The 17,960-nt window shown below is 62.7% G+C and carries 15 protein-coding genes; 4 read left to right on the top strand and 11 right to left on the bottom strand.

Annotated features, from left to right (window positions below; all coding sequences use genetic code 11):
• Positions 1–5: 5 nt before the first annotated feature.
• From OP494_RS08370 to OP494_RS08340, 7 genes are all read right to left on the bottom strand, one after another.
• The gene (locus OP494_RS08370) at positions 6–1,505 is read right to left on the bottom strand and encodes an aldehyde dehydrogenase (protein ID WP_280540286.1); all 1,500 of its coding nucleotides are present in this window, start codon (positions 1,503–1,505) and stop codon (positions 6–8) included.
• 59 nt (positions 1,506–1,564) lie between these two features.
• The gene (locus tag OP494_RS08365; protein ID WP_280540285.1) at positions 1,565–2,518 is read right to left on the bottom strand and encodes a PDR/VanB family oxidoreductase; all 954 of its coding nucleotides are present in this window, start codon (positions 2,516–2,518) and stop codon (positions 1,565–1,567) included.
• 12 nt (positions 2,519–2,530) lie between these two features.
• On the bottom strand, positions 2,531–4,195 hold the full coding sequence (locus OP494_RS08360; RefSeq protein WP_280540284.1) for a choline dehydrogenase: 1,665 nt from the start codon (positions 4,193–4,195) through the stop codon (positions 2,531–2,533).
• 29 nt (positions 4,196–4,224) lie between these two features.
• Entirely contained in the window at positions 4,225–5,184 is a 960-nt protein-coding gene (locus OP494_RS08355) for an ABC transporter substrate-binding protein (RefSeq protein WP_280540283.1), read from the bottom strand.
• 62 nt (positions 5,185–5,246) lie between these two features.
• On the bottom strand, positions 5,247–6,014 hold the full coding sequence (locus OP494_RS08350; protein ID WP_280540282.1) for an SDR family NAD(P)-dependent oxidoreductase: 768 nt from the start codon (positions 6,012–6,014) through the stop codon (positions 5,247–5,249).
• On the bottom strand, positions 6,011–7,177 hold the full coding sequence (locus OP494_RS08345; RefSeq protein WP_280540281.1) for an aromatic ring-hydroxylating dioxygenase subunit alpha: 1,167 nt from the start codon (positions 7,175–7,177) through the stop codon (positions 6,011–6,013). Before OP494_RS08345 ends, OP494_RS08350 begins: the two co-directional genes overlap by 4 nt.
• A gap of 209 nt (positions 7,178–7,386) precedes the next feature.
• A complete protein-coding gene (locus tag OP494_RS08340) occupies positions 7,387–8,283 on the bottom strand; it encodes a LysR family transcriptional regulator (protein ID WP_280540280.1) in 897 nt (298 codons plus the stop codon).
• Between the two features lie 222 nt (positions 8,284–8,505).
• Here OP494_RS08340 and leuC point away from each other — a divergent pair, with 222 nt between their 5' ends.
• The 4 genes from leuC to asd all read left to right on the top strand — a co-directional run bounded on the left by leuC (position 8,506) and on the right by asd (position 13,048).
• Complete coding sequence (gene leuC, locus OP494_RS08335; RefSeq protein ID WP_280540279.1) at positions 8,506–9,969, top strand: 3-isopropylmalate dehydratase large subunit; 1,464 nt, start codon at positions 8,506–8,508, stop codon at positions 9,967–9,969.
• Between the two features lie 2 nt (positions 9,970–9,971).
• Positions 9,972–10,619, top strand: a complete 648-nt coding sequence (leuD, locus tag OP494_RS08330; protein WP_280540278.1) for a 3-isopropylmalate dehydratase small subunit — start codon at positions 9,972–9,974, stop codon at positions 10,617–10,619.
• Positions 10,620–10,796: 177 nt separating this feature from the next.
• Positions 10,797–11,876, top strand: coding sequence for a 3-isopropylmalate dehydrogenase (gene leuB / locus OP494_RS08325; RefSeq protein ID WP_280540277.1), 1,080 nt, complete (start codon positions 10,797–10,799; stop codon positions 11,874–11,876).
• A 56-nt stretch (positions 11,877–11,932) separates the two neighbouring features.
• Entirely contained in the window at positions 11,933–13,048 is a 1,116-nt protein-coding gene (gene asd / locus OP494_RS08320; RefSeq protein ID WP_280540276.1) for an aspartate-semialdehyde dehydrogenase, read from the top strand.
• Positions 13,049–13,159: 111 nt separating this feature from the next.
• Here asd and aceA read toward each other — a convergent pair whose 3' ends face one another.
• The 4 genes from aceA to purB form a co-directional block, all read right to left on the bottom strand.
• A complete protein-coding gene (aceA, locus tag OP494_RS08315) occupies positions 13,160–14,470 on the bottom strand; it encodes an isocitrate lyase (protein ID WP_280540275.1) in 1,311 nt (436 codons plus the stop codon).
• Between the two features lie 301 nt (positions 14,471–14,771).
• On the bottom strand, positions 14,772–15,197 hold the full coding sequence (locus tag OP494_RS08310; RefSeq protein ID WP_280540274.1) for a GNAT family N-acetyltransferase: 426 nt from the start codon (positions 15,195–15,197) through the stop codon (positions 14,772–14,774).
• Entirely contained in the window at positions 15,190–16,398 is a 1,209-nt protein-coding gene (locus OP494_RS08305) for a cupin domain-containing protein (protein ID WP_280540273.1), read from the bottom strand. Before OP494_RS08305 ends, OP494_RS08310 begins: the two co-directional genes overlap by 8 nt.
• Positions 16,399–16,556: 158 nt before the next feature.
• Positions 16,557–17,921, bottom strand: coding sequence for an adenylosuccinate lyase (gene purB, locus OP494_RS08300; RefSeq protein ID WP_280540272.1), 1,365 nt, complete (start codon positions 17,919–17,921; stop codon positions 16,557–16,559).
• Positions 17,922–17,960: the final 39 nt, after the last annotated feature.

Genomic DNA, 17,960 nt, shown 5'->3' with positions numbered 1-17,960 from the left:
GGCCATCAATAGTGGATCCAGCGCGTCTTGAGCGCCATGTACTTGTGCATGCCGGCCAGTGCGTAGTCGCGGCCTATGCCGGATTGCTTCATGCCGCCGAAAGGCGTCTGCGGGCTGACGGCATCGACGCCATTGACCGTCACGGTGCCAGCCTGCAGAGCATCGCAAAGGCGATGGGCGCGTCCCAGGTCGGCGGTCCAGAGAGACGCTGCTAAACCATACTGGCTGGCATTGGCCAATGTCACGCCCTGGCGCTCGTCGTTGAAGCGCGTCACGCTGAGCACGGGGCCGAAAATTTCTTCCTGGAAGAGCCGGTGATGCGGTTCGACATCGGTGAACACCGTAGGGGCGACGAACAAGGCGCCGCCTGCTGCCTGCAGCGTCTCGCCGCCGCTTAACAGCGTGGCTTCGCGCTTGCCAACCGCCAGGTAGTCGCGGACCTTGTCGAACTGCGCCTGGCTGACGAGCGGGCCGAGCGTCGTCGCCGGGTCAAGCGGATCTCCCGGCACGAGTGTCGCGATGCGTGCCTGCAAGGCCTCGAGAAAACGCTCGGCGATACCGTCTTGCAGCAACAGGCGCGAATGCGCCGAGCATACCTGGCCGGCATTGGTGAAGATGCCGGCCACGGCGTTGTCCACGGCGGCATCCAGGTCGGGGCAATCGTCGAACACCAGATGCGGGCTCTTGCCGCCGCATTCCAGCCACACGGGTTTCATGTTGGATTCGCCCGAGTAGACCAGAAAGCGCTTGCCGATCTCGGTGGAGCCGGTGAAGCCGAGCGCGTCGACATCCTCATGACGGCCCAGCGCTTCGCCGGCGATATGCCCGTATCCCGGCACGACATTGAGCACACCGGGCGGGAGGCCGGCCTGGGTCGCGAGTTCTGCCAGGCGCAGCGCGGAGAGCGACGATTCCTCGGCAGGCTTGAGCACCACGCTATTGCCGGCGGCCAGCGCGGGCGCCAGTTTCACCGCCGCGTTGTGCAAGGGAAAGTTCCACGGTACTACGGCGGCGGCGACGCCGAGAGGCTCGTGGGCCACCGTGGCCTGTACGTGATTGGGGCTGGGCGCGAGCTGGTCGTAGCATTTGTCCTGTAGCTCGCCGAACCAGTCGAAGAGCAAGGCCGCTTCCTCGACATCGTCCAGGGCTTCGTGGATGCACTTACCGACCTCCAGACTGTCGAGCAGGGCCAATTCCTCGGCGTGATCGCGAACCTGAGCGGCGAGCGCCTGCAAGCACCGGCGACGCGTCGTCGGCTCGGCATGTGACCAGTCGCCGGTGTCGAATGCCCGGCGCGCTGCATCGACAGCGTCATCGATATCCGACGTGTTGCAAGCCGCGATCGTCGTCAGTGAAGCGCCCGTCATGGGGTTGATCGATTCGAACGACTCGCCCTGACGTGTCGCGTAGCGGTGACCGTCGATATAGGCGGCGCCATCCAGCGAGAGGGTGGCGGCACGGTGTTGCCAGTCGGCGTGGGCGGTGGGCATAGGAGAGGAAGACATAACCATACCTTGGTGATTGTCGAATGAGTGTAGAAAGCGCTCGCGCTGGCGCGCTGTTTTCACAGGTCGAGCACCAGCCGCTCTCCCTGGGGACGCGAAACGCAGACGTAAATGATGTCGTTGGCAGCTTTTTCGGCATCGGACTGGAGAACGTCGCGATGCTCGACTTCGCCTTCGAGCACGGGAATACCACAAGTGCCGCAGGCGCCTTCGCAGCATAGGCTGTCCGGCGCCGCCCCGGCGCGTGCCAAGCCATCGAGCAGGGTTTCGTCCTCGGCGAGCGTGAACTGCTTGTCGCTGCGCGCGAGCTCGATTCGGCAAGGCGTGGTGCGCGCTGCTGGTGCTTGCGATGCGCCCCGGAAGCGTTCCATCTGTAGCGCTCCCTGAGGCCACTCTTGAGTTGCTTCGGTCAAGGCGTCCAGCAGGCTTTCGGGGCCGCAGGCATAGACGCCGGTGTCCGGCGTGTAGTCGCCCAGTAGCGCATGCGGGGCGAGTCTTCCCTGCGTGGCGGAGGCGTGCAGGTGCAACTGCGATGCGGGCAGGAACGCGCGGAGTTCGTCGAGGAATGCCGCCTCGTCCCGGTGGCGCACCAGATAATGGACCTCGACCGTATCGCCCCGCTCGACGAGTCGGCGCGCCATGGCGACGAGCGGCGTGATACCGATCCCGCCCCCGATCAGTCGGTAGTGCTGCCGGTCGTCGGCGAGGGGAAAGCGATCCTGGGGCGGGGAAACGCTTAGCCGCGTGCCGACGCTTGCCTGCTCGGCCAGAAAGGCGGATCCCCCGCGGGACACTGGGTCATGCAGCACGCCGATGCGATAGCGGCCGTGACGCGCGTCGTCCAGCAGCGAGTAGTGACGTATCAGACCATTGAGGAGGTGCACCTCGAGATGAGCGCCCGCCGGAGCAGGTGGCAGGACGGCGCCATCGGCGGCGACCAAGTCGATCTGGTAGATAGCGCTCGATAGCCGCTGGTGGCTCTCGATCACGACGTCGAATGGTGTCGCGGTCATGGCATGTCCTCCTCAACGTTGCTGGTGTTGCCAGTCGTCATGCAGCCAGAAGGGAGCATCCGAGGGAGCCGGCGGCGCGTGGCCGAGGATCATGTCGCTGGCCTTTTCGGCGATCATGACGGTCGGCGCATTGGTATTGCCGCTGACCACGCGGGGCATGATCGAAGCATCGACCACGCGCAAGCCGTCGAGGCCATGCACGCGAAGCTCAGGATCGACCACAGCCTCTGGATCGTCGGCCGGGCCCATCTTGCAGGTGCCGGCGGCGTGATAGCCGGTTTCGGTGGTGGCGCGCGCCCAGGCATCTAGCGCCTCATCGCTCTGGCAGTCGGCACCGGGGGAGATTTCCTCGCCCCGCAACTCCGCGAATGCCGGCTGTTCGACCAGTTCCCTGACCCGACGCACGGCCGCGCGCATGTCGGCGCGATCGCGCTCGGTGGCCAGGTAGTTGAAGACGATCTCCGGCGCCTGTGCGGGGTCCGCGCTCCCGAGGCGTAAGCGGCCCATGCTCGTGGGGCGCATCAAGTCGATGTGCACCTGGAACGCATGCTCGCGCAGGCTTTCGGTGGTGCCGGGCGCGATGGCCAGAGACATGAACGTCAACTGGATGTCGGGATGCTCTACCCCCGCCCGCGAGCGGATGAAGGCGCCGGCGTCGAACTGGTTGCTCGCCGCGAGGCCGCGCCGGTCGAGGAACCAGCGCATGCCCAGCCACCACTTGCGGGGAGCGTGGGTCCATAGCGCATGCGAGACCGGCCGGCGGCAACGGTATGCCACGACTGTGTCGGGATGATCGCTGAGGCGACGGCCCACGCCATCGAGCGTGTGTACCCGATGAATGCCCCAGCGAGATAGTTCGTCGTCGGGGCCGATGCCGGAGAGCATCAACAACTGGGGACTGTTGATGGCGCCACCTGCGAGGATGACCTCTCGGGTCGCCATTGCCTGTTGCAGCGCCCCGGCGTGGTGATATTCGATGCCCTCGGCGCCGGTTTCGCCGACGAGCACGCGGTGCGCCAGCGCGTGGGTGATGACCGTCAGGTTGGCGCGCTTTTCGGCACGCGCCAGATAGCCGCGCGCCGTACTCCAACGCTTACCCGCACGGGTCGTGCGGTCGACGCGACCGAAGCCTTCCTGACGATAGCCGTTGAGATCGTCGCTGGCGGCATAACCAGCCTCTTCACCGGCGGCCAGGAAGGCTTTCGCCAGAGGATCCTCGGGGCGACCGGCACTGACATGCAGAGGTCCCGTGTCGCCATGATAGGCATCGGCGCCCAGTTCGTGGGTTTCGGCGCGGCGAAAGTAGGGCAAAACGTGCCGGTAGCCCCAGCCGTGGCAGCCGGCGTCTTCCCAGGCATTGTAATCGCGGGCGTGGCCACGGATGTACACCATGCCATTGATCGATGACGAGCCGCCCAGTGTACGCCCGCGAGGTGTAGCGATGCGGCGTGCGTCGAGATAGGGTTCGGGGCCCGACCAGTAATGCCAGTTGAAGTGCGGGCCGTCGATGGCTGCCCCCATGGCAGCGGGCATGTCGATGGTCCACGAGCGATCGCGAGGCCCGGCTTCGAGCAGTAATACGCGTGATTCGCCATCGGCGGTGAGTCGGTCTGCCAGCACGCAGCCGGCCGAGCCTGCCCCGACGATGATGTAATCGTAATCTTGGTTAGCCGTCATGCAAGCATCCTGAGGCGAAGGTCGAAAGGTCAACGCGTGGCCTGATAGGCGTCTTGCGCACGCGTGTCGCCATCCGCTGTGGTGACACCTTCGAGCCAGGCGTTGACCCGCTCGGGATGCGACTGGATCCAGTCAGCGGCGACATCTTCCAGTGATTGATCCTCACGGCTGTAGGCGTAGACCCATTGGTCCTGCACCTCGATGGGCACGATCATGTTTTCGAGAAAGGTGATGACGTTGGGATGGTGCTCGGCGAAATCGCTGGCGACTACTGAGGAGACCGAGCTGGCGTCGCCCCAGAGGTTTTCGGGGTCCTTGAGATAGCGAATGTCGAAGTCGACATTCATCCAGTGTGGTTCCCAGCCCAGGAAGGCGATCCATTGGTCATTGCGAATATCGCTTTCGACCTGCGACATCATGCCGGTCTCGCTAGAGGCAGCGACTCGCCAGTCGCTCAGGTCGTAGGTGCCGTCGTCGATGGCCTTTTGCATCAATTCGTTGCCGACATTGCCCGGCTCAATGCCGTAGAAGGTGTGATCGAAGCGTTCCGCGTGTTCGGCGAGATCGGCCATCGAGTGCACGCCGGCATCCCACACATATTCGGGTACCGCGAGCTTAAAGCGTGCGCCGTCGATATTCTTGACGACTTCGACCAGCTCACCAGCTGCCAGGCGGGGGTCGAGCATGCCGCTTTGTGAAGGCCGCCAGAGCGCCATGTTGATGTCGAGATCGCCACTCGACATGCCTTCCAAAATGATCGACGAACTGGCTTCCCTCAGCGTGGTGTTATAACCCAGCGTGTCCAGGAGCTGCCGTGCCACTTCCGACTTGACGGTGGCGCCGGGCCACTGTGGTGTGCCGAAGCGAACCACGTCGGTCTCGGCTTGGGCGAGGCTGAAGGGCGTGAGCAGCAACGCGCCCATGGCACCGCCGATGAGAGCACTCATCAGGCGGCCATTCCGGGCACGGTGTGGGAGCGTATCGGTCATGGGAATATCCTCGTTAAGTCTGATGTTGTCGTTGTGCGTGCGGAGGGCGCGATACGTAGTGCTTAAAAGCCGCATACGCCACCACCGTCCACGGACAGAATGGCGCCATGTGTGAAGCCGGCTTGGGGGGAGGCGAGATAAAGCACGGCATCGGCGATCTCTTGCGGTTGCCCCATGCGCTTCAAGGGTGCACGTCGATGGGCGGCGTCTCGGTAGGCGCGTGGGTCGTCGCTAGTCTCGGCGGCGTGTTGGATCATGTCGGTCTCGACATTGCCCGGGCATACGCAGTTAAGGCGTATGCGACCAGCGAGCTCCAAGGCCAGGGCGCGGGTCAGGTTGACCACGGCGGCCTTGGCACCGGAATAGACGCTGCTTGGCGGAAAGCCAATCAGCCCGGCATCCGAGCCCAGATTGACGACATTGCCGCCACTGGACTCGAGGTGCGGTAGCGCTGCTTGGATGCAGAAGAACGTGCCGCCGACGTTGACGCGGAAGGTGGTATCCCAATGCGCCTGGGTAACCGCCTCGAAAGGCACCTCTTCGAAGACGCCGGCGCAATTGACCAGGATGTCGAGCCCTCCAAGGCGCTCGACGGCAGTCTCTACGACTGCCTGGCATTCGGCCTGGGTGCCGATCTCGCCGACGGCGGCTTCCACTGTGGACGTGGCAAGTTCGGTATCCGTCAGCGCGTCGCGAAATGCGTCGATGGACGATTGGTGACGGGCGCCGATGGCGACGTTCGCGCCCTGTTCCAGGAAGCGTCGTGCGGTGGCGGCGCCGATGCCACGGGCACCGCCGGTCACCAGCACGCGTTGACCGGTGAATGTCATGCTGGCGTCTCCTGACGTGCGGTGGCATCGCCGTGCAAGGCCTGGAACACCAAACGATGGAAGTGAAGCACCAGATGCTCGCTTTCATTGCTGCGCGCGGCATCGATCATGTAGCGCCCCTGGTCGTAGCCCAGGGAGTGGAGGCCTTTCTGCACGCTGATATTGAGTTCGATATCCTCGGGGCCGAGCTCTTCGTTCATCCAACGCATGCTGGCCTTGGTCACCTCTGGCAGCGTGTCGTGCGGGGTGTAATACCCGAAGCGCAGAATCGAACGCTCGGCATCCAGCGGGATGATCATGAAAGTGCCCATGCACTGCGAGAACGGAAACTGGTAGAAGGTGTTATGCGGCCAGATGCCGATGTTGAAAAAACCGTCGCCGTTGCCGACCGGGCGGTCCAGCGGCACGCCGTAAGCTTCCTCGGCGCTGGCATTAGGTGGTGCGCCATAGGTCCACCAGTTGTCATGATGGGTCAGGCGGTAGCCATCGAAATCGATTAAGGCAGCTAGATCGACGTGATGGGGCCCAGAAAGCTGGAAGTGATAGCCCTCAATGGAGTTATCCATGATCACTTTCCAGTTGGCGGGGATGATGACGTCGTCTTCCTGGATCAGCTGCATGTCGTCCAGGTCCGGAATTGCCTCGCGAATGGCAGTCTCTGCGCCAGGGAAGAGTGTCTGCATGTCGGCGGCATTGGGATCGAGATTGAAGTAGACGCACCCGGCGAAGACTTCCAGGCGTACTGGCGGGATGTGATAATCATCAACATTGAAGGCTGCAATCCGGTCACTGCGCGGCGCGGCGCGCAGGCTGCCGTCCAGCCCGTAGCACCAGGAGTGGTAGGCACAACGAATAACACCTTTCTGAACGCCTCGCGTCTCGTTGAGCAGACGGTTGCCACGGTGCTGACAGACATTATGAAATGCGTGCAAGTCGCCTTGGCGATCACGTATCACGATCACGCTCTGATCGAAGATCTCACGCACCACGAAAGCACCGGGCTCGGCCACCTCATTGACATGGCAGGCGAAGTGCCAAGCGCCCATGAAAATGCGATCGCGTTCGGCGGCGAAGAGTTGCGGGTCGAAGAAGTAGCGTGAAGGAAGCGTTAGCGCCTTTTCCGCAGGCTGGTCCGCCCACGCTTGGAAAGTCGTATTAGTCATGTCCTGCCTCATGCAAGCGTTTGTGTCGTTGGTCTGGCACAAGGCTAAGGCGGTACCGAGAAGGCTACATGATGTTTTCTGACATGACGTATCCGTCGAGTTGATAGTAAACGGCGTTTTTGTGTCGCTATAGATCAAATATGGATGACGAAAAAAGGCGAAAGCCTTGGCTGTCTATTGATTCCTGTTGATCTTTAACGACATTTTCATCATGACGACCAACCTTGAGCGGTCTTATCCTGGGCATCATCGAGCATGCCGAGCATGGCGCGTGCAGCATTGGAGAGGGTGCGGCTCTTGTGAAACAGATAGCCCAGCGGACGCTGGATGGGGCGGTGGTCGATGGGCAGGATCTCGATGTCGTCGTCGATCATGGTTTCAGGCAGCACGCTCCAGCCTAGCCCGATGGCGACCATCATCTTGAGTGTCTCGAGGTAGTTGGTGGATAGCGAGACGTTTACCTTGAGTCCGTCGCGGGCGAAGGTATCCACCACGATGCCGCGTGTGAAGGTCAAGTGCCCCGGTAGTACGGCGTCGTAATCGGACAGCGCCGATAAGGCGAGTTCCTCGCGCCCGGCGAGGGCATGCTCGCGCCCGCACACGAAACGCAACTGGTCGATCCACACCGGTACGACCGTCAGCGCTGGGTCGGGCACTGGCGCTAGCGTGACCACGGCGAGTTCCAGTTCGCCGTCCAGTACACCCTGATAGGCTTGCTCGGAATCCATAAAGCGCATGTCCATGCGCACCTCGGGATGCGCCTGGGTGTAGGCCTTAAGCAGCGGCGGCAGGCGATGCAGGCCGACATGATGGCTGGTCGCCATGGTCAAGCTGCCGCTGACGTCGCCGGCGAGGTTGGAAAGCGCGCGACGGCTATCGTCGAACATCACCAGAATCTCGCGGGCGCGAGGCAATAAGGTGCGTCCTGCCTCGGTGAGCGTCACGCGGCGGTTGATACGGTCGAATAACTGCGCGTCGACTTGAGTTTCGAGTCCTGCGATACGCTTGCTGACCGCAGGCTGGGTCAAGTGGAGCTGTTCCGCGGCGAGCGAAAATGAGCCATTGTCGGCCACGGCGAGGAAGGCTTGCAGACTTTGTGTATCCATGAACGCGCTCTAGTGGCCATGTATTCTATTAAGGAATGCAAAGCATAAATAACATGAATTGCTTTTATCCATAAGCCCCCTTAGGCTCGGGGATATCAAAGGTTGCGCCGGTTATCGCGGCGCGTTGCAAGGCGGCATGTTGCAAGACGACATGCTTCAAGACGACATAGAGCGTCATCGCCCAACCTTCCCGGTCGGGGAGGCACGAGTGGAGGAGATTCCATGGCAGGCCAGACTCTTTACGACAAGCTCTGGTCGCGGCACCTGGTAAAGGAACGCGACGATGGCACGGCGTTGATCTATATCGACCGTCACCTGCTGCATGAGGTGACCTCGCCCCAGGCCTTCGAGGGGTTGCGTCTCGCTGGGCGCAAGCCATGGCGGTTGGATACCAACCTCGCCACGCCGGACCATAACGTGCCGACCACGCTCAAGGAGCGTGCCGAGGGCAACGCGGGCATCGTCGATCCGGTCTCGCGCATTCAGGTCGAGACGCTAGACGACAACTGCACCAGCTTCGGCATCGAGGAATTCCGCATCAACGACGCGCGCCAGGGCATCGTGCACGTGGTCGGGCCGGAGCAAGGCGCCACGCAGCCGGGTATGACGGTCGTCTGCGGCGATTCTCACACCGCCACGCACGGCGCCTTCGGAGCCTTGGCGCACGGCATCGGCACCTCCGAGGTCGAGCATGTCTTGGCGACCCAGTGCCTGATTCAGCGCAAGATGAAGAACATGCAGGTGCGTGTCGAGGGTGAGCTTGGTCTCGGCGTGACGGCGAAGGACATCGTGCTGGCGGTGATCGGCCAGATCGGCACCGCCGGAGGCACCGGCTATGCCATCGAGTTCGCCGGTAGCGCGATTCGCGATTTGTCCATGGAAGGTCGCATGACCATCTGCAACATGGCCATCGAAGCCGGCGCACGCGTGGGGTTGGTGGCGGTCGACGAGACCACGGTCGAATACCTGCGTCGGCGCCCCTTCGCCCCCAGTGAGGAATACTGGGACGCGGCGGTCACCGATTGGCGCGAGCTGGTCTCCGATGACGATGCGCCGTTCGACAAGGTCATCGAGCTCGATGCCGCTGCGATCGAACCGCAGGTCACCTGGGGCACCAGTCCGGAAATGGTCGCGGGCGTCGGTGCACAGGTGCCGGATCCGGCCGCTGCCGGCGACGAGACCGTGCAGCAGGGCGTGTCGCGCGCGCTCGAGTACATGGGGCTCCAGGCGGGGCAGCAGATCACCGATATCCAGCTCGACAAGGTCTTCATCGGCTCGTGCACCAACTCGCGCATCGAAGATCTGCGTGAGGCGGCCAAGGTCGCCAAAGGCCGCAAGGTGGCGGATACCATCCAACTGGCGATGGTCGTGCCCGGCTCCGGACTGGTCAAGCGCCAGGCCGAGGAGGAAGGGCTGGACAAGATCTTCCTCGAGGCGGGCTTCGAATGGCGTGAGCCGGGATGCTCCATGTGCCTGGCGATGAACGCCGATAAGCTGGGTGCCGGTGAGCATTGCGCCTCGACCTCGAATCGCAACTTCGAGGGGCGCCAGGGCTATGGTGGCCGCACGCATCTGGTGAGCCCCGCCATGGCGGCGGCGGCGGCCATCGCCGGTCATTTCGTCGATGTGCGCGACTTCGGTGCCGAGCGCGCCGCCAACGACGACAGCCAAGTACAGGAGGCGTGAGCATGCGCAAGTTCGACCGCCATCAGGGCCTCGTGGCGCCCATGGATCGCGCCAACGTGGACACGGACCTGATCATTCCCAAGCAGTTTCTGAAGTCGATCAAGCGTACCGGCTTCGGCCCCAATCTGTTCGACGAGCTGCGCTATCTGGATGAAGGCTATCCAGGGCAAGATGTCGCCAATCGTCCGCTCAATCCGGATTTCGTGCTCAACCAGTTGCGCTATCAGGGCGCCAGCGTGCTGCTGGCGCGCCGCAACTTCGGTTGCGGCAGTTCGCGCGAGCATGCGCCCTGGGCGCTGGAAGATTTCGGGTTTCGCGTGATCATCGCGCCGAGCTTTGCCGATATCTTCTTCAACAACGCCTTCAAGAATGGCTTGTTGCTGATCACCTTTGACGAAGCCACGGTGGATCGCCTTTTTCAGGAAGCCGAGGCCGAGGAAGGCTATCGTCTGGATGTCGATCTCGAGAGCCAGCAGATCACCACGCCCAGCGGCGAGACACTGGCCTTCGAGGTCGATTCATTTCGCAAGCAATGCCTGCTCGAAGGGCTGGACGATATCGGCTTGACGCTCAAGGATGCCGATGCCATTGCGGATTTCGAGCAGCGCCATCGTCAGGCGCGGCCGTGGCTTTTCCGCCAGGCTGGATGACGCTGGCGGCCTTTGAATAATAACAACGCTGGACACAACCGATAGGGAGGCCCGGCTCAATGAGCCGGGATGGCAGGGAGTGCCCACCTTCTCGTGGTCGGCGTCGCGGCGCCGGCCACCCACGAACCATCAGTCACGTCATCCACGATGATGTGTCGAGTAGTGAGAGAGTACGCCATGAGTCGCAAGATTCTCGTTCTACCGGGCGACGGCATCGGCCCGGAAATTACCCGCGAGGCCGTCAAGATTCTCAACGCGTGCCGCGAGACCGGGCTAGACGTCGACCTCGAGGAAGGTCTCGTCGGCGGGGCGGGTATCGACGCCCATGGTGTACCGCTGCCCGATGAGACACTCGCGAGCGCCAAGGCCGCCGATGCCGTATTGCTGGGCGCCGTGGGTGGCCCCAAATGGGACAAGATCGAGGACCTGGCCAAGCGGCCCGAGAAAGGCTTGCTGGGCTTGCGCAAGAACCTCAACTTGTTCGGTAATCTGCGCCCGGCACTGCTTTATCCGCAGCTGGCCTCGGCCTCGAGCCTCAAGCCCGAGATCGTTGCCGGGCTGGATATCATGATCGTGCGCGAATTGACCGGCGGTATCTACTTCGGCCAGCCGCGCGGCATCGAAGAGCGTGATGGTGAGAAAGTCGGTTTCAATACCTACGTCTACGCCGAGCACGAGATCGAACGCATCGGGCGGGTGGCCTTCGAGATGGCGCGCGCGCGGGGCGGCAAGCTCTGCTCGGTGGACAAAGCCAACGTGCTCGAGGTCACCATTCTGTGGCGCGAGGTCATGGAGCGCCTGGCGCCGGAGTATCCCGACGTCGAGCTGTCGCATATGTACGTCGATAACGCCGCCATGCAACTGGTGCGTGCGCCCAAGCAGTTCGACGTCATCGTTACCGGCAACATGTTCGGTGATATCCTCTCCGATGCGGCGGCGATGCTGACGGGCTCGATCGGGATGCTGCCCTCGGCATCGCTCAACGAACAACGTCAGGGCATGTACGAACCCTGCCATGGCAGCGCGCCGGATATCGCCGGGCAAGGCATCGCCAACCCGTTGGCGACGATCTTGTCGGTGGCCATGATGCTGCGTTATTCCCTTGAGGCGCCGGCGCTCGCCGAGCGCATCGAACGCGCCGTAGGTTCGGTGCTCGACCAGGGACTACGTACCGCCGATATCGCCTTCGAGGGCACGGCCCCCGTCTCGACTCAGGCGATGGGCGATGCCGTGTTGGCGGCATTCCAGGCGCAGTGAGCGCGGCTCACGTATCATGGCCATACGCCCATTCGTAGATTTCAGGAGGACGACACATGCTTAGAGTCGGTTTTGTCGGTTGGCGGGGAATGGTGGGGTCCGTCCTCATGCAACGCATGCGCGAGGATGGCGATTTCGCCGGCCTCGAACCGGTGTTCTTCACCACCTCCCAGGTAGGTCAGCCGGGCCCTGACATCGGGGTCGAGGTACCGCCCCTCAAGGATGCCCGCGATCTGGAGGCCCTCAAGAGTCTCGACGTGGTGGTAACTGCGCAGGGCGGCGATTACACGGAAAGTGTCTACCGTCCGCTGCGCGAGGCCGGCTGGCAGGGCTATTGGATCGACGCTGCCAGCACGCTGCGCATGGCGGACGAGGCGACCATCGTGCTCGACCCGGTCAACCGCCATGTCATCGAGCGCAGTCTCGCCAACGGCGGCAAGACATTCGTCGGCGGCAATTGCACCGTCAGCCTGATGCTGCTGGGCCTGGGCGGTTTGTTCGAGGCCAACATGGTGGAGTGGATGACCTCCATGACCTACCAGGCCGCGTCGGGCTCGGGGGCCAAGCACATGCGCGAGCTGCTCTCCCAGATGGGCGCCCTGCATGGTGCGGCGTCGTCGGCGCTGGCCGATCCCGGCAGTGCGATCCTGGATATCGACCGCCAGGTGACGCAGGCCATGCGCGGCGGTGATTTCCCCACCGAGCAGTTCGGCGAGCCGCTGGCCGGCAGCCTGTTGCCGTGGATCGACAAGGCGATGGACAACGGCCAGAGCAAGGAAGAGTGGAAAGGCGGTGTCGAGAGCAACAAGATTCTCGCTACCGGCGATTCTCCGATCCCCATCGACGGTTTGTGCGTACGTATAGGTGCGATGCGTTCGCATAGCCAGGCATTCACCATCAAGCTCAAGCAGGATGTGCCGCTCGACGAGATCGAAGACCGTCTGGCCAAGCACAACCAGTGGGCGAAGGTGATTCCCAACGACAAGGACGCTACCTTGCAAAGCCTGACGCCGGCGGCCGCGACCGGCACGCTGGATGTCCCGGTGGGGCGCCTGCGCAAACTGGCCATGGGCGGTGAATATCTCTCTGCCTTTTCGGTGGGCGATCAGCTGTTGTGGGGGGCGGCGGAGCCGCTCAAGCGGATGCTGGGCATCCTGCGCGAGCAGCGCTGAACCGTACGCCTTGCAACTGTAGGTCTTGAAACGACACGCATAGAAAAGCAAGACGAAGGGCGCCGCATGGGCGCCCTTCGTGTGTGTGGACGTTGAGTCATGGAGCCGGCACTAGAACTGTGATTCCTCGGTGGAGCCCTTGAGCGCGGTCACCGACGATACGCCACCTTGGATGATGTTGGTCATGTCATCGAAGTAGCCGGTACCGACTTCCTGCTGGTGGGCGACGAAGGTGTAGCCACGCTCGGCCGCTTCGAATTCCGGCTGCTGGACCTTCTCGACATAATGCTTCATGCCTTCGCCTTGGGCGTAGGCGTGGGCGAGGTCGAACATGTTGTACCACATGTTATGAATGCCGGCTAAGGTGATGAACTGGTAGGTGTAGCCCATTTCGGCCAGGGCTTTCTGGAAGCCGGCGATCTCGGCGTCGTCTAGATTCTTCTTCCAGTTGAACGACGGCGAGCAGTTGTAGGCCAGCAACTGATCGGGATATTCGCGGTGGATCGCATCGGCGAAACGCTTGGCCTCATCGAGATCCGGCTTGGCGGTTTCGCACCAGATCACATCCGCGAAGGGCGCGTAAGCCAGGCCTCGGGCGATGGCCTGATCGAGCCCGGCGTTGACCCGGTAGAAACCTTCGGCGGTGCGCTCGCCGGTGATGAAGGGCTTGTCGTAGTCATCCACGTCGGCGGTGATCAGGTCGGCGGCGTTGGCATCGGTGCGTGCGATGACCAAGGTGGAAGTGCCCGCCACATCGGCGGCCAGTCGCGCGGCGACCAGCTTCTGCACGGCTTCCTGGGTGGGAACCAGCACCTTGCCACCCATATGGCCGCATTTCTTGACGGCGGCGAGCTGATCCTCGAAATGCACGCCGCTGGCGCCGGCGCGAATCATCGCCGTCATCAGCTCAAAAGCGTTGAGCACGCCGCCGAATCCCGCCTCGGCGTCGGCGACGATGGGCGCGAAGTAATCGACGAAGTCGTCATCGCCGGGGTTGGCGCCTTTCTGCCACTGAATCTGATCCGCACGGCGGAAGCTGTTGTTGATGCGCTCGACGACCTTGGGCACCGAGTCCACCGGGTAGAGCGACTGGTCGGGGTACATCGAGAGGTAGCTGTTGTTGTCGGCTGCGACTTGCCAGCCCGAGAGATAGATCGCCTCGATACCCGCCTTGACCTGTTGCATGGCCTGGCCGCCGGTCAGCGCGCCGAGACAGTTGACGTAGCCCTTGCGAGCCTCGCCGTTGACCAGGCGCCAGAGCTTTTCGGCACCTATCGTGGCGAGTGTATGCGCTTCATTGACGCTACCGCGAAGCCTTACCACTTCCTCGGCACTATACGGACGCATGACGTCCTTCCAGCGCGGATTCTCATTCCAATCCTTTTCCAATGCGGCGATTTGCTGTTCGCGTGTCTGGGACATGTCGCTTGCCTCTTGGTCGTCGTGAGCGTTCAGAGCGTGCCCAATAGGGCATTTCACGTTCAGCCGAAGTAGGTTCTTTTCCGCTGCAGTACGCGTGATGACGCGGATATTGCGCTGCAGTAAAACAACCGTTTTAAATTCGGCTTTACGAAAAATATGACGCACTCAAGCGAGACGAACAATGCCTAGTTAGGCGCAGGAAACGTTGTAGTTTGACTACATAACGCCCGAATGGCGCAGCGTCATGTAGTGTTTTTCCGAGAGGTAAGAAAGGCCCGAGACAACTTATTGAAAAAGCAGGTTATTGAAAATGCAGGCTCATATGGTAATGGGGGATATTGGCATCGAGAAACTCGTCGCCATGCGCGGTAAAGCCCAGACGTTCGTAGAAGGGGATGGCGTAGGTCTGTGCATCCAAATGCACGGCGTGGTGGCCGGCTTCGCGGGCCGCCACCAGCGTCGCTTCCATCAGATGCAGGCCAAGTCCTTGGCCGCGCACTTCCTCGAGAATCGCCACGCGTCCGATATGGCCGTCCGGCAAGAGGCGTGCCGTGCCCACTGGGCGGTCATCGACGTGCAGCAAAAAATGCAGACACTGTGGGTCGCGGCCATCCCATTCTTCCGCCTGGGGGACGTTTTGCTCTTCGATGAATACGACCTTACGGATCGCGCTGCACGCCGCGCCCAGCGTTTCCCAGTCGCCGCTGGTGATATGCCACTCACGCATCGCCGTCTTCCTGAGTTTCGTCTTCTTGCGTCTCGTCTTGCCAGTGGAGGCTGCCGTGATTGAGCAGCTCGGCGAGCAGCGTCAGGGCCTGATCGTCCAAGTGTGAGGCCAGCGTGGCGGCATGCAGTGGCGTGGTATCGGCCAGCAGACGCGCGAGCCCTGGCGGGCAGGCATGACCGTCGCCATCCGCGAACAACGTGGTGTGGCCGTTCTCCTCGTGAAACGCGAAGCGCGAGCCCAGCGCACGTTCCAAGTAGTGCCCCTTCGACAATGCCTCGGCGATGGCATCGCTGTCGGTTGGCGCCTCGAGAGGCGCGAGCTGGTCGGCATACTTGGGCTGGGTCATGACGCGCCCAAACCATTGCGTCATCTGCGCGGGATCGTCGATTACCGAGAGCATCAAGGTGCGCAGGCGCGCGATGGCGTCGTCATCGAGGCGGCCGGCGTGTTCGATGGGGCGCAGATCAGGGTCGGTGTAACGGGAGGTCTCGGACTGCATTTCACCGAGGTAGTCGGCGAACGAGGTGATGATCTCGTCAGTAGACGGTGCGCGAAAGCCGATCGAATAGGTCATGCAGTCGGCACTTTGGCTGACGCCGTGATGGGCGATGCGCGGCGGCAGATACAGCATGTCGCCGGGCTCGAGCACCCAGTCCTCGCCGGGGGTGACCTCGAAGCGTTCGAGCATGCGCAGGTCGACGCCGGAGACGATGGGGGCGTCGTCGGGCTGCTCGCCACCGAGCTGCCAGCGGCGCTGGCCGCTGCCCTGAAGCAGGAAGACATCGTAGCTGTCGACGTGGGGGCCGACGCTGCCCTCGGGGGGCGCGTAGCTGACCATGACGTCGTCGAGGCGCCAGCGCGGCAGGAAATCGAAGGCGTCGAGCAAGGTGGCGACTTCGGGCACGTAATGATCGACGGCCTGGACCAGCAGAGACCATTCTCGGTCGGGCAGGCGCGCGAAGGTGGCGTCATCGAAAGGCCCATGGCTGACCTGCCACGGCTTGTCGGGGCCGTTGGCCTCGACAAGCCGGGCCTCGATGCCGTCTTCGCAGGCCAGGCCGGCGAGTTCCTCCGGCGCGAGCGGCGACTCGAAGTCGGCGAAGGCGCCACGAATCAGCAGCGGTTTTTTCTGCCAGTAGTCACGCAGGAAAGTCTCGGCGGTCAAACCGCCGAGTATCGATAGGGGAGTGTCGCTCGACATAAGAATCTCGGGATTCGAAAGGGATGAGTGGGCAACCGCGACCATGTGTGAAGCTTGAAGAGCGGCGCTGCGCGCCTGGAAGCCGGAAGAAACGGCTTGGCACCGTTGATGGCGAGTTCATGCTTCCTTCCAGCTTCCAGCTTCCAGCTTCCAGCTACTTACAGCCCGCGCGCTTGCTCGGCGGCATTGCCGATGTAGGCGGCCGGCGTCAGGGCCTTGAGCTCGGTCTTGACGTCGTCGGGTAGTTCCAGAGAGTCGATGAAGGCCGCGAACCCGGCCTGGTCGACCCGCTTGCCGCGCGTCAAGGTCTTGAGCTTTTCATAGGGCTTTTCGATCCCGTAGCGGCGCATCACGGTCTGGATCGGCTCGGCGAGGACTTCCCAGTTCTGATCGAGGTCCTCGTCGAGGCGGGCCGGATTGGCCTCCAGCTTGCCGACGCCCTTGAGCGTGGCTTGATAAGCGATCAGGCCGTACGCTAGCCCCACGCCGAGGTTGCGCAGCACCGTGGAATCGGTCAGGTCGCGCTGCCAGCGGGAAATCGGCAGCTTCTCGGCGAGATGGCCGAGCAGAGCGTTGGAGAGCCCGAGATTGCCCTCGGAGTTCTCGAAATCGATGGGATTGACCTTGTGCGGCATGGTCGAGGAGCCGATCTCGCCCTCGACGGTCTTCTGCTTGAAGTAACCCAGCGAGATATAACCCCAGACGTCGCGATCGAAGTCGATCAAGATGGTGTTGAAGCGCGCGATAGCATCGAACAGCTCGGCGATGTAGTCGTGCGGTTCGATCTGCGTGGTGTAGGGATTGAACGTCAGCCCGAGCCCTTCGACGAAGGTGCGGGCGTTAGCCGCCCAGTCGACTTCCGGATAGGTGGTGAGGTGAGCGTTGTAGTTGCCTACCGCACCGTTGATCTTGCCGAGGATCTCGGCGGCTTCGATCTGCTTGAGCTGGCGGCGCAGGCGATACGCGACGTTGGCCATTTCCTTGCCCAGCGTGGTGGGGCTGGCGGTCTGGCCGTGGGTGCGCGAGAGCATGGGCTGCTCGGCGTGCTCATGGGCCAGCCGCTCGACCGCGGTGACGATCTCACGCAGCGTGGGCAGCAAGGTATCGAGGCCACCGCGCAGCATCACGCCGTGGGACAGGTTGTTGATGTCCTCACTGGTGCAGGCGAAATGGATGAACTCGGTGACCGCATGCAGTTCCGGGAAGTCGGCGACCTTTTCCTTGAGGAAGTACTCCACCGCCTTGACGTCATGATTGGTGGTGCGCTCGATTTCCTTGATGCGCTCGGCGTCGGCGACCGAGAACTCACTCACCAGCTGGCCGAGAAAGGCCGTGGCCTGTGCCGACAGCGGGGGCACTTCGGCAATCTGTGGATGCGCGGCGAGGCGCTCCAACCAGCGGACTTCGACGGTCACGCGGGCACGGATCAGGCCGTACTCGCTGAAATGCTCGCGCAGGGCCGCAGCTTTGGCGCCATAGCGACCATCGACGGGGGATAGGGCGGTGAGAGCGGAAAGTTCCATGGATGTCGTCTTCCGGGTCGTGGATCGAATCGCGCGGCG

This window comes from Chromohalobacter sp. 11-W, assembly GCF_029889905.1.
Taxonomy (GTDB): domain Bacteria; phylum Pseudomonadota; class Gammaproteobacteria; order Pseudomonadales; family Halomonadaceae; genus Chromohalobacter.
Note: the sequence above shows the minus strand (reverse complement) of the source record. Positions and strands in the feature narration are given on the sequence as shown.